Annotated in this window: 12 protein-coding genes; 3 read left to right on the forward strand and 9 right to left on the reverse strand. The window is 49.2% G+C overall.

The annotated features are described in order from the left end of the window. The 8 genes from HRH59_RS00005 to xerD form a co-directional block, all read right to left on the reverse strand. On the reverse strand, positions 1-571 hold a 571-nt coding region (locus tag HRH59_RS00005; protein WP_218573428.1), incomplete at its 3' end, for a hypothetical protein. A 91-nt stretch (positions 572-662) separates the two neighbouring features. Then, positions 663-1,058, reverse strand: coding sequence for a hypothetical protein (locus tag HRH59_RS00010; RefSeq protein WP_173499222.1), 396 nt, complete (start codon positions 1,056-1,058; stop codon positions 663-665). Positions 1,059-1,144: 86 nt separating this feature from the next. Beyond that, a complete protein-coding gene (locus HRH59_RS00015) occupies positions 1,145-1,366 on the reverse strand; it encodes a hypothetical protein (protein ID WP_173499223.1) in 222 nt (73 codons plus the stop codon). Between the two features lie 757 nt (positions 1,367-2,123). Further along, positions 2,124-3,644 (reverse strand): lysine--tRNA ligase, encoded by a 1,521-nt coding sequence (gene lysS, locus HRH59_RS00020; protein ID WP_173499224.1) that lies wholly within the window; start codon positions 3,642-3,644, stop codon positions 2,124-2,126. Between the two features lie 397 nt (positions 3,645-4,041). Next, a protein-coding gene (gene prfB, locus HRH59_RS00025; protein ID WP_173499225.1) for a peptide chain release factor 2 occupies positions 4,042-5,140 on the reverse strand; the annotation gives its coding sequence in 2 pieces (ribosomal slippage) (positions 4,042-5,064 and positions 5,066-5,140; 1,098 coding nt in all). Between the two features lie 165 nt (positions 5,141-5,305). After that, a complete protein-coding gene (recJ, locus tag HRH59_RS00030) occupies positions 5,306-7,042 on the reverse strand; it encodes a single-stranded-DNA-specific exonuclease RecJ (RefSeq protein WP_173499226.1) in 1,737 nt (578 codons plus the stop codon). A gap of 6 nt (positions 7,043-7,048) precedes the next feature. Then, complete coding sequence (gene dsbC / locus HRH59_RS00035; RefSeq protein WP_173499227.1) at positions 7,049-7,765, reverse strand: bifunctional protein-disulfide isomerase/oxidoreductase DsbC; 717 nt, start codon at positions 7,763-7,765, stop codon at positions 7,049-7,051. Between the two features lie 20 nt (positions 7,766-7,785). After that, positions 7,786-8,703 (reverse strand): site-specific tyrosine recombinase XerD, encoded by a 918-nt coding sequence (gene xerD, locus HRH59_RS00040; RefSeq protein ID WP_456239042.1) that lies wholly within the window; start codon positions 8,701-8,703, stop codon positions 7,786-7,788. A 142-nt stretch (positions 8,704-8,845) separates the two neighbouring features. Here xerD and fldB point away from each other — a divergent pair, with 142 nt between their 5' ends. Together fldB and yjjJ are read left to right on the forward strand one after the other, a co-directional pair. After that, a complete protein-coding gene (fldB, locus tag HRH59_RS00045) occupies positions 8,846-9,364 on the forward strand; it encodes a flavodoxin FldB (RefSeq protein ID WP_173499229.1) in 519 nt (172 codons plus the stop codon). Positions 9,365-9,491: 127 nt separating this feature from the next. Then, positions 9,492-10,835 (forward strand): type II toxin-antitoxin system HipA family toxin YjjJ, encoded by a 1,344-nt coding sequence (gene yjjJ, locus HRH59_RS00050; protein WP_173499230.1) that lies wholly within the window; start codon positions 9,492-9,494, stop codon positions 10,833-10,835. A gap of 62 nt (positions 10,836-10,897) precedes the next feature. Here the strand turns inward: yjjJ and HRH59_RS00055 are convergent, their stop codons facing one another. Beyond that, positions 10,898-11,608, reverse strand: a complete 711-nt coding sequence (locus tag HRH59_RS00055) for a tRNA1(Val) (adenine(37)-N6)-methyltransferase (RefSeq protein WP_173499231.1) — start codon at positions 11,606-11,608, stop codon at positions 10,898-10,900. Positions 11,609-11,681: 73 nt separating this feature from the next. Here HRH59_RS00055 and srmB point away from each other — a divergent pair, with 73 nt between their 5' ends. Then, positions 11,682-12,905, forward strand: coding sequence for an ATP-dependent RNA helicase SrmB (gene srmB / locus HRH59_RS00060; RefSeq protein ID WP_173499232.1), 1,224 nt, complete (start codon positions 11,682-11,684; stop codon positions 12,903-12,905). The last annotated feature ends 38 nt before the right edge of the window (positions 12,906-12,943 follow it).

A 12,943-nucleotide genomic window follows, 5' to 3' on the forward strand; every position in this document is an offset into this window, starting at 1 on the left:
TATCTAATTTACTGTCCGGAATTAGTTGACCACTACAAAAAGCCGCCCTAGTTTTCTCTATATCATTTCCATTCAAGATCATTTCATCGATCATGGAATCAAGTTTGGGCTTTATAGACTTAACTTTGCCGATCATTTCGGTAGTATCAAAAGGCAACTCAGAAGTTAGACTGAGAATTTGGTGTGCGAATTTTTCGGATAGATCCTTTAATGGCCCTTCGTCTCCGCCACCGTTAACCCAAACCTGAAATGGGTCAAAAAGGGTATCGTCGAAATCCATATCTCTGTTTGCCTCAATATAGGCATCATAATGCTGATGAGGGGTTCCGCTCTCATTTAACCGGGCTTCACCAGTAATCTTCCAGTTCTCGTCGAGAACAAGATCCAATAATTTTGCATCTATAACATCGAGTACATCTAAATATTTCGCGGGTTCATCAGAACGTCTAATCTCCGCAAAGTGTTCCTTTGAGTAAACCCAAGTTACATCATCCCGCTTAGCTAGGCTGATAATGCCCTGCAACTGCAGTCCGATGATATTCTGATCGATGTAAATTAAAGGCTTACTCATAAGTCTCCATGGAGGCTAACGCCGCGGTTTGGGGCTGCCATGGAGCGCGAGCGGAATGGCAGTCCCAGCCGAAGGCGACAACACCGCCTTGTTATGTGTTATTGAGTGGTATATCACCATACCCCCAGATTAATGTACCGCTAATAGCTAGAAAAAAACCTGACCAACGTACCGCAAGGTATAGCCATCTATATTCATTTTTTAAAATTGTGAAATCACTTGTACTCAACCCGCTGGGGTAAATGTACCCACTGATTGAATTATTTTTAAGTTCAATCCATACCGCTAATGCAACAACAATAGATCCGCTCCGCTGAAACCATGTTGCCACCGTTTCGCTTGAAGGCAAGAGTGCACTACAAAACATGGCCACCAAGGGAACAGCTATGGCAGTCAATATAATAGGCACAGTAGTTAACAAACTTTTGTTTATTGTTTTTCGAGCATCATCTATCCATGCCAACGCTTCAATCTCCTTTGAACACATAACGCCGCCAGCATGCGCGGCTTTGTAGTGAAGGCGAAGCCGCAGCGGAAAAGGCGTCGCCGTGACTGGCTTTGTTATAAAGCACTTTACCCACTAACTGCCGCTGATGCCGAACTTACATCTTTTTTAAGTACCAACACCACCAGATAAACCAGACCAAATGGCGGAATGATTGAAAGCACTATACCCAACAACCCGGCCAATACGGGCGTTTGCGTTTTGCGACGACCAAGGTAATAGCAAACTGCACCCATGACTAGAGCGAATATGAAAATGACTTGGCCGAGTAACGTAGCATTAATATTCAACTGAACTCTCCTTGTGGTTTATAACGCCCGCCACAAACGCGAGCAACGTGTTGCGAGTCGAGCCGCGAAGCGGCGTTTTGATGGCGCTTGTTAGGTGCGATCATAAACATACCTAAGTTGTTCACTGAAAAACGGTTTGTACACTGTAATAACAAGATCTTGACCTAACCGACAGTATTCTGCACATCGTACTTGAATAAACTCTCCGGTAGCCAGTTTTACTCTTGCGAAACTAGCTTTACGTATTCTTATACCATGTCCGCCGAATGGCTTCTGTGAAATGGAATACACTTTACCTTCTATTGTTCCAACCTTTGTACCAGTAACGACGGAATATTGAAAAATCAGTACGAAAAAAACAAGTAAAAAACAAAATAAACCCAAAATTAACAGCGGGTATTTATAGCGCATGTGTTTTATTTTTCGCATTAGCACCTAACAATTTAATAGAAGGTTCTCTGCCCGCGAGTCGCGCCAGCAAGTTGCCTTTCCAAAATTTCTAATTTCTGAAAATTACCCCGAAACAACCGTGCTATCAACAACTTTTTCTTTACTACTGTTAAACACTTTATCTAAAAGCAGGCGCTATGCCCGCAAGTTGCAGATAAAAAACTCAGACTCAATTACTGTATATTTGCTCAATTAAAATTTGCGCCAGCAGAGGCAGTTTTGCCCATACAACATTTACACTGATGGGCTGAGCACTCAAAACAAAAAAGCCAGACACAAGGTCTGGCTTTTCACATCAGTAAGCTGCTTACTTCTCGTGGTGCAAGCGCATATGCGGGAACAGGATAACGTCGCGGATAGAAGCGGCGTCGGCCAGTAGCATTACCAAGCGGTCGATACCGATACCCTGACCTGCTGTTGGCGGTAAACCGTGTTCTAATGCGGTAACGAAGTCTTCATCGTAGAACATAGCTTCGTCATCACCGGCGTCTTTTTGCGCAACCTGATGATGGAAACGCTCGGCCTGATCTTCAGCATCGTTTAACTCGCTAAAGCCGTTACCCAGCTCGCGGCCGCCGATAAAAAACTCAAAGCGGTCGGTAATTTCCGGGTTATGGTCGTTACGGCGTGCCAGTGGTGACACTTCTGCCGGGTATTCAGTAATAAAGGTCGGGTGGCGCAGCTTGGTTTCTACCAGCTCGTCAAACACTTCCATTAGAATACGGCCGTGGCCGTAGTTATCTTTAACCTGAATGCCCAGTGATTTGGCAAGCTCTGCTACCGCTTCACGCGTTTCCAGCTGCGCTTTGGTCACATCCGGGTTGTAGTGCAATATAGACTCAGTAACCGACATGCGCGCAAACGGCTTACCAAAGTCGAACACTTCGCCCTGATACGGCACTTCAGTGCTGCCCAGTACGTGCTGTGCCAAACCGCGGAATAACTTTTCGGTTAAGTCCATCAGGTCGTTGTAATCGGCGTAGGCCCAGTAGAACTCCAGCATGGTAAATTCCGGGTTGTGGCGGGTTGATACGCCTTCGTTGCGGAAGTTACGGTTAAGCTCGAACACTTTTTCAAAGCCGCCAACCACTAAGCGCTTTAAATACAACTCAGGGGCGATACGCAAAAACATCTGCATATCCAGCGCATTGTGGTGGGTTTCAAACGGCCGCGCTGAGGCACCGCCCGGTATCGCCTGCAGCATTGGCGTTTCTACTTCTAAGAAGCCTTCGTCGTTAAAAAAGCGGCGAATGTAAGCCACGGTTTTGCTGCGCACTAAAAAGGTGTGACGCGATTGCTCGTTAGAGATAAGGTCGAGGTAACGCTGGCGGTAGCGCGCTTCGTTATCGGTTAAGCCGTGGAATTTATCCGGCAGCGGGCGCAGGGCTTTGGTTAGCAAGCGAATATCGCTTAGCCATACTGTTAACTCACCGGTTTGGGTTTTAAACAAATGGCCGGTGGCGCCGATAATATCGCCCAAGTCCCACTTTTTAAACTGGTCGTTGTATACGCCTTCGGCCAGGCTGTCGCGTGCGACATACAGCTGAATTTTGCCGCCCATATCCGAGATAGTCACAAAGCTGGCTTTACCCATAATACGGCGCGTCATAATACGGCCGCCTAAGCTTACGGTAATTTTTTGCGCTTCCAGCTCTTCTTTGCTTAAGTGATCATATTTGGCAATCACGTCGCTGGAGATGCTGTCACGGCGAAAATCGTTCGGGAACATAAAGCCGTCTGCACGCAGACCAGCAAGTTTCTGTTTTCGCTCAGCAATCAGTTTATTTACGTCCTGAATTTCTTCTTGTGGTTGCTGTTGGTCAGACATAGTGCGTTTCCTGATTGAGGTCGAAGTTTTAGTTAAGTAACAATTACAGGCTAAGGCCTGTCAATTAGCCGCGCTAACGAACCGGTTTACCCACGCCAACACGCCGTCAATACATCCATGTAGGCTCGATTATAAACTTCATCCATGAAGTTTATCCTTGCGGATCAGCACAGCTGTTCAAATTCGCTCCCGGCGAATTTGTCAGCATCCATGCCTTCAACGGTTAGCTTAGGGTAAACCGATTCACGCTTAAATATTAAACATTAACAATTACAGCCCGGCTTTTAAGCTGGCTTCAATAAATTTGTCCAGATCGCCGTCTAACACTGCCTGAGTGTTCCGGGTTTCGATACCGGTACGTAANACCGATTCACGCTTAAATATTAAACATTAACAATTACAGCCCGGCTTTTAAGCTGGCTTCAATAAATTTGTCCAGATCGCCGTCTAACACTGCCTGAGTGTTCCGGGTTTCGATACCGGTACGTAAATCTTTAATGCGCGAGTCATCCAGCACGTAAGAGCGAATTTGGCTGCCCCAACCGATATCCGACTTGGTATCTTCCAGCGCTTGCTTCTCGGCATTTTGCTTTTGCAGCTCAAATTCGTATAATTTGGCGCGCAATTGCTTGTAGGCGTTGTCACGGTTTTTATGCTGCGAGCGGTCGTTCTGACACTGCACCACGATGTTAGTGGGTAAGTGAGTAATACGCACAGCAGAATCGGTCCGGTTAACGTGCTGACCACCGGCACCCGAGGCGCGGTAGGTGTCGATACGTAAATCGGCCGGGTTGATATCAATTTCGATATCGTCGTCAATTTCCGGCGAGACAAACACCGAGGCAAACGAGGTATGGCGGCGGTTACCACTGTCGAACGGGCTTTTACGTACCAGGCGGTGTACACCGGTTTCGGTGCGCAACCAGCCGTAGGCATATTCGCCGCTAAATTTAATGGTACAGCCTTTAATACCGGCCACATCGCCGTCGGTTACTTCGTACAGTTCCGGCTTAAAGCCTTTGTCTTCACCCCAGCGCAGGTACATGCGCATTAAAATGCTGGCCCAGTCTTGCGCTTCGGTACCGCCCGAGCCGGATTGAATATCCAGGTAGCAATGGTTCTGGTCATTTTTACCGGAGAACATACGGCGAAATTCCAGCAGACTTAATTGTTTGTCTAAGTCGGCTAATTCAGCTTTGGCTTCTTCGAAGGTGTCTTCATCTTCGGCTTCTATCGCCAGCTCCAGCAAGCCATCTACGTCTTCCAGGCCGCGGTCCAGCTTGTCGATAGTGCCAACCACCTGCTCCAGTGCCGAGCGCTCTTTACCCAGCGCCTGGGCTTTATCGGGCGTATTCCAAATGGCAGAATCTTCCAGTTCGCGCGAGACTTCTTCTAAGCGTTCTTTTTTGCCATCGTAGTCAAAGATACCCCCGAAGCACGTTGGTGCGTTCAGTAAGATCTTTAATGCTGTTGTACACCGGATTGACTTCAAACATGCTGTGCTCGGTAACCTTGAATAACGGGAGAAAAAACAGGCGGCGATTGTAGCAAATTTATCGGCAGCAGTGCAGCCATCTAATGTTAAAAAACAGCACAGGGGCCATCAGGCATGACAATTACAGGTACGAAAAAGACAGGAGCCAGAGTATCGGCCCCCTTTTTTACAATGCCGCCATATGTCTTACAATCAGCTGCAGGCTTTGTTTGTCGCGGTACTCATTAATATCCAGCTGATAGGCTAACTGTACCTTTTGTACGTTAACATCCGGCCACGTTTTATTGTCGGCATTAAACCAAATAGCATCAACTAACTTGCCGTCCGGCGTTTGCAGCATCATTTTTAAGTGGCGATCGGCCAGCATTTTTTGGCTGATTAAACTGAACTCACCATCAAACACCGGCTCGGGAAACGCCTGCCCCCAGGGGCCGGCACTTTGCAGCAATTGGGCAAAACCGATATCAAAGCAGTCCTGTGGTAATTCGCCGTCAGTGTAAATCACCGCTGTAAGCTGTTCTGCTGTTAAATGTTTTTTCGCCGTTAAGCTCAGCGCCAGCTTAAAGGTATCCAGCCGCTCGGCGCTGATGGTTAAACCGGCTGCCATGGCATGGCCGCCGAATTTTTTAATTAAGCCCGGATACTGCGTAGAAATTTCTTCCAACAAATCACGAATATGCAGGCCGCTTATCGAACGGGCCGAGCCTTTAAGTTCGCCGTCATCACCCTGAGCAAATACTATGGTCGGCCGGTGAAACTGCTCTTTGATCCGCCCGGCCAAAATACCGATAACGCCCTGATGCCAGTCGTGGCGATACAAACACAAACATTCCGGCAGTTCGCTGCCATCAAAGGATAACTGGCTTAAAAACGCCTGCGCTTCAACCTGCATGCTTTGCTCTATGGCACGGCGCTCGACATTTAAGCTATCCAGCTCAGCGGCATATTGCCGTGCCAGGCCTAAATCATTCGCTAACAGGCAACTTATACCCAGCGACATATCATCCAACCGGCCGGCCGCGTTTAAACGCGGTGCCAGAGAAAAGCCAAAATCGCCGGCGGTCAGTTTAGCGGCGCTGCGGTTAGCGACGTCAATCAGCGCCTGAATACCCGGCCGACACTTGCCGCTGCGAATACGCATTAAGCCCTGGTGCACTAAAATACGGTTGTTACTGTCCAGCGGCACCACATCCGCAACTGTGCCCAGCGCGACTAAATCCAGCAGTTCAGCTAAGTTAGGTTCGGCCAGTTGCCGCTGTGTAAAGTACTGTTGTTCGCGCAGGGCGGCGCGCAGGGCCAGCAATAAATAAAACGCCACGCCCACCCCGGCCAGTGCTTTGCTGGGGAAGTTACAGCCAGGTTGGTTTGGGTTAACTATGGCATCGGCGGCTGGCAATTCATTACCGGCCAAGTGGTGATCGGTAACCAGCACTTTTACACCGGCTTTTTTTGCCAGCGCCACACCGTCAATTGCCGAGATACCATTGTCCACGGTGACGATAAGTTCAGCACCCTGCGCCACTGCAAGCTCAGCCATTTCCGGCGTTAAACCATAACCGTACTCAAAACGATTTGGCACCAGATAATCGACAAACTTGAAACCCAAAGCCCGCAAGCCACTCATCAATACTGCGGTGCTGGTGGCGCCATCGGCATCAAAATCGCCAACGATGACCAAATGCTGCTGCTGTTGCAGTGCTTCGGTTAATAAACTGACAGCTTGCTCTATCCCTTTTAACGCACTAAAGGGCAACAAGCCGGCGGCGCCGCGCTCAAGCTCTGTGGCTTGTGTAATACCACGGCTGGCATACAAGCGTTGTAATACCGGGTGCATTTCAGCGGGTAACGACGGTAAAACGCCGGGCAAAGCCCGGCGCTGAATAAAACGGCTGATAGCAGACATAAAAGCTTAAGACCCTGCCTGCAACTGCGACAGTAAAGCTTTGGCCGGCTGATAACCCGGAATTAAACGGCCACTGGGTAAAATAATGGCAGGGGTACCACTGACACCAAAAGATTGCCCCAGTTCATATTGCGCTTTTACCGGGTTAGTGCACATCGCCGGTTTAACATTGTCACCGTCTTTGGCTTTATCCATTGCGCCACGGCTGTCTTTGCTGCACCAGATATGCTGCATTTGCAGATAGGTTTCCGAGCCTAAACCACCACGCGGGAATGCCATATAACGTACAGTAATACCGGCATTATTGTAGTCTTTCATTTCATTGTGTAATTTGCGGCAGTAGCCGCAGGTTGGGTCGGTAAAGACATTAATCACGTATTTTTCATCGGCCGCTTTATATTCAATGACGCCACTTTTTTGCGCCTCGACTTGCTGCTGAATATAGGGCCGCATTTGCTCGTCATTCACCAGCACCTTGTTGGTTAAGTCGTAAATATTACCTTCAATAAAATACTGACCATCTTTTGAGGTAAAAAACAGACCTTTATTGGTAAATACCTGCAACAAACCGTCCATCGGTGACTCTGCCACCGCATTTACCGTTAAATTAAGCTGGCCAAACTGCTGACGCACCTTAGCGTAGTCGGCATCCGGCGCCTTTAACTGTGCATGGGCAGAGGCGATCAATCCAAGGCTACATAAAGCAAATAAAAACTTGTTCATACCGTTTCCTGTTACGGCGCCTAAGGGCGCGGATGATGTTGCTGGTGCAGGCTTTGTAAACGCGCCTGCGCGACATGGGTATAAATTTGCGTGGTAGACAAATCACTGTGGCCCAGTAACATTTGTACTACCCGTAAATCGGCGCCATGGTTCAGTAAATGGGTGGCAAAAGCATGCCGTAATGTATGCGGCGACAGCTCTGCCTGAATGTGCGCTACTTTGGCATAAAACTTAATGCGGTGCCAGAAGGTTTGCCGTGTCATTTGCTGCGCCCGGCTGCTGGGAAACACCACGTCGAGCATCTGCCCGCCCAGCAACTGCACCCGCGCTTCGCGCAAATAGCGCAGTAACCAGTGCGCCGCTTCCTCGCCCATCGGCACCAACCGCTCTTTGCCACCTTTACCTGTGACTCTTACCAGACCGTGCTGCAGGTTAAGTTGTTGCATCGACAAGCCAACTAATTCCGATACCCGCAAACCACTGGCATACAGCAGTTCTAACATGGCTTTGTCACGAAACTGGATAACATCGTGCAGATCCGGTGCATTAAGCAAGGCGTCGACATCCTGCTCCGACAAGCTTTTTGGCAAGCTGCGGCCGATTTTCGGGTTGAGTAATTGCGCCAACGGGTTATCGGCTATTTTACCGCCCTGATGCAGATAAGCATAAAACCGTCGCAAGCTGCTAAGCGCACGTGACGTGCTGCGCGGGCTGTATTGTTTATCAACCCGCTGTGCCAGATAGCGGTTTAGCAACTGGCTGTCGGCACTGAGCAACCCCGTGCCTTGCGCCACAGCAAAAACGGCAAACTGCTTTAAATCTGTGCCGTAGGCGCTGAGTGTATGCTCACTTACACCTTTATCCAGCCACAGCTGATCCAGAAACTGGCTAATCAGTTTCAGCTCTGTGCTATCGGGTTGTACTGTCGCTGCTGCCACCGCTAATGTCATCGTCGTCTGCTCAAAAACCTCCGGCTATGGTAGCGCAAGGCCACGCAGCCGCAAAGCCGGCATTTTGCTGCAGACGCTATTCTGCTACACTGCGCCTCCATTATTGCACCACTGATGTTGTGAGACCGGCATGAAAATAGGCTTATTTTATGGTTCCACCACCTGTTATACCGAAATGGTGGCTGAGAAAATTCAGGCGCTGATCGGCGCTGATACCGTAGAGCTGCATAATATCAAGCAGGTACCGCTAAGCCGGATGGCTGAATACGATATTCTTATTCTGGGGCTGTCCACCTGGGATTTCGGTGAAATTCAGGAAGACTGGGAAGCCCACTGGGACGACATCAGCACTGTAAACCTGGCCGGCAAAATTGTGGCCATTTACGGCATGGGCGATCAACTGGGTTACGCCGAGTGGTTTATTGATGCCGTGGGCATGCTGCACGACGCTATAGCACCACAAAATCCTACCCGCATTGGCTTCTGGCCCACCGCCGGCTACGACTTTATCGCCTCTAAAGCCTTGACTGACGATGGCGGGCTGTTTTACGGCCTGGCACTGGATGATGAAAACCAGTACGACCTGACCGATGCGCGGTTAAATGACTGGGTTAGCCAGATTTTGCAGGAAATAGCTGAGCGGCTTTAATTAAATTAAAGTCGCCAATTTACCAACAAATCAATTCAAAAATCTATTCATAAAACACTTAGTATAGCTATACATCAATAAGTTATATGTGCTAACTTGATAGGGAAATCAATTCAGCAACGTAGAAATGGATACCAAAACCAGCGCACAGCACATCTTACAAATGTTGCAACGCCAGCCGATGACAGCGCGTCAACTACTGGATAGGTTGCAAATAAGCCAACCTACTTTGTCACGCCGAATTCAGCAATTGGGCGAGCAGATATTGCAACTGGGGCAGGCACGCAACACCAAATACTACGCAGTGCGTAAAACAGACAACAAGATTAACTGGCCGCTGTATCAAGTGTCTGCTGCAGGTGAACCGGCATTAGTAGGCCATTTAATCTCTTTGTATCCTAATTATTACTGCTTCCAAGACGTAGCTGCGGACTTTATCCTCTATGACGATCTGCCATGGTTTATCCAGGATATTAAACCGCGGGGCTTTATTGGCCGTGCTTTGGCGAAGCAATGGTGGCAACGAGCAGGGCTTTGCTCAGCAGATCCCAAAGACTGGCATGCTGAAGATGTGCTGACTGCATTGACGCTGATACCTCATGATTCTGTTGGCGATCTGTTGATAGGCGAACAAAGTTATTATTCCTGGCTTTCACAAGCGCCCAAAGAGATCTCATTACAGGATCTGCCGCAACAAGCTGCCCTGGCAGAACAAGGTGAAACAACAGGCTCCTCCGCCGCTGGTGAGCAGCCTAAATTCCTTTGTACGATAGACAAAACACATTACCTGGTGAAATTCAGCGCGGCAGTCAATAATGCGGTAAGCCAACGTTGGGCAGACTTGCTTAAAGCGGAAGCCCTGGCGCTAAACATGCTGACACAACTCAATATTGCGGCCGCCGAAACCCGCATCTACCAGTCTGATGCAAGAGTGTTTTTGCTGTCTAAGCGATTCGACCGGCAAGGTTTATTCGGACGCTATGGCGTTGCTTCACTTGAAGCAATAGATGCAGAATTTGTCGGTCAGGCTGGTTTGCCCTGGCCAGCCATAGCTCAACAAATGCATGCTCAAGCGCTGCTGCAAGATGCAGATCTGGCAAAGATCAAACTGCTGTGGTGTTTTTGTTTATTAATAGGTAACACTGATACTCATAACGGCAATTTGTCATTTTATTATGATGCTGTTTTTGATCTAAAAACCACTCCCCGCTTCAAGCTAACCCCTGCTTACGATGTACTGCCAATGGCGTTTGCACCAACCCGTGCTGGCACTATGCTGCAAACGGGTTACGCGCCTCAATTACGGCCAGAGGTAGAGGGCAAGTATTGGCGTCAAGCCTACCCGGTTGCATTAGAGTACTGGCAACAAATCAGCAGCAACGCTCAATTCAGTGCAGATTTCCGTCAACTGGCAGCTGAAACCCTATTGCAGTTAACCCCATTAGAGTCAGCAATTAAACGGATGCTGTAGAGCGCACCAAAATCAGCTAAACATAATCAGGCCTCCAGTAACCGGCAAAACGCTCTGATGCACTAAAACTTCAGATAGAAATCCCGCAGCAACGCTTTGTAATCAGCACTGTAATCCCCGTCAGCTTGATGGATGATTAACGTGCTGTGCCGGGTTATTTCTGCTGTCAGGCTTAAGCTAAACAATAGCCGCTGTACCGGCTTTTCTGCTTTGCTGCGTACCTCACAGCATTGTGCCAGATACCAGCCCTCAGTCATTGCCAATTGCAGCATATATTCTGCTTGCGGCAGCGGTAAAATCACACTGAACACGCCCTGCTCGTGCAGTAAGTCAGCGGCTTTACGTAACAGTGCAGCCAACGGCAGGCTATCGGTGTGGCGGGCCTGGCTACGCTTTTTGTCTATCGGCAGCAGCGATTGTTGAAAAAACGGTGGGTTAGATACAATTAAGCGGTAACGTTTGCTACTGCTATAGGTTAGAATGTCGCCCTTTATCAGCCGTATCGCGTTTGGCCACAGACTGTTTGCCACATTCGTAGCAGCTTGTTCTGCCGCAGCAGGGTCCAGCTCTATCGCGTCTATCAGATTGGCACCCGCGGTGCGCTGAGCTAACATCAGGCTTATCAGGCCCGAGCCGGCGCCAATATCAAGAATATCGCTATGCGGTGGCGGCAGCAGTGCAAAAGCGCCAAGTAATAAACCGTCAGTGCCGACTTTCATCGCGCAGTGATCATGAGCAACATAGAATTTTTTACATTGAAAACCGGCTGACATCAGCACCTCCGGCCGCCAGTTTACGGCGAAGCAGGCGCGCTGTCACCGGGCAGGCAATTATGCTGAGGACAACATGACAACATTCGCAGATTTTCAACTGGACGATGACCTTAACCGTGCCATCAGTGACCGCGGTTTCGAGCTGCCAACACTGATCCAGGAAATGGCGATCCCATTGGCGCTGGAAGGCAAAGACCTGTTGGCCAGCGCGCCAACCGGCACCGGTAAAACCCTGGCCTTTGTGTTGCCTGCTATTCAGTACCTGCTCGACTTTGGCCGTAAAGACCCGGGCTTTGCCAGGGTACTGGTAATGACACCCACCCGTGAATTAGCCTATCAGGTGTATGACGAGTTTAAACACTTTACTCAATACACCGGCTTAAACGTCGGCGTGATCACCGGCGGCATTAATTACGGCAGCCACAAAGACACGCTGGAAAAAAACAATGACATTTTAGTTGCCACCCCGGGCCGGTTAACCGAATACCTGGATGAAGAAAGCTTTCAGGCCGACGAAGTAGAACTGCTGATCCTGGACGAAGCCGACCGCATGCTGGACATGGGTTTTGTTGGTGAAATGAACCGCATAGTGCTGGAAGCACGTCGCCGCCGGCAAACCTTTTTGTTCTCGGCCACGCTTGAAGGCGCTAATTTAGAACGCTTTGCTGCGCGCGCTTTAAAAGAGCCGGAACGGGTAGAAGCCATACCATCGCGCAAAGAAAATGCCAAAATTTTGCAGTGGGTGCATTTGGCCGACGACGCCCAGCACAAGCTGGCACTGCTGATCCATTTGCTGAAACAGCCGGATGTGACCAAAAGCATCGTATTTATTAAAACCCGTGAACGCCTTGCCAGCTTAACCGGTCAGTTAGAAACCGCCGGCCTGCGCTGTGGCTGGTTACAAGGTGAAATGCCGCAGGACAAACGCATGCAAGCGGTAGAGCGTTTCAGCAGTGGCCGCGTCAATATTTTACTGGCCACCGACATTGCCGCCCGCGGTTTGGATATTGACGATATCAGCCATGTGATTAACTTTGATATGCCGCGCAGTGCCGACGTTTACCTGCACCGCATTGGCCGTACCGGCCGTGCCGGTAAAAAAGGCACCGCGATTTCGTTAATTGAAGCGCACGATATGGGCATTCTGGCCAAAGTTGAGCGCTACGTAGAACAAAAACTGAAACGGCGCGTGGTAGAAGCGCTGCGGCCGAAAAACAAAGAAGCCAAAGTGCCGGTGAAGAAGAAAAAGCCGACCAAAGCTGCAGCGAAAAAAGCCGCCAAAAAGATTAAAAAGTAAGCTCATCTCCCCGAACCGCCGGCGATAAAAAGTTGGCG

The sequence above is a fragment of the Rheinheimera lutimaris genome (assembly GCF_013283795.1).
GTDB classification, from domain to species: domain Bacteria; phylum Pseudomonadota; class Gammaproteobacteria; order Enterobacterales; family Alteromonadaceae; genus Alishewanella; species Alishewanella lutimaris.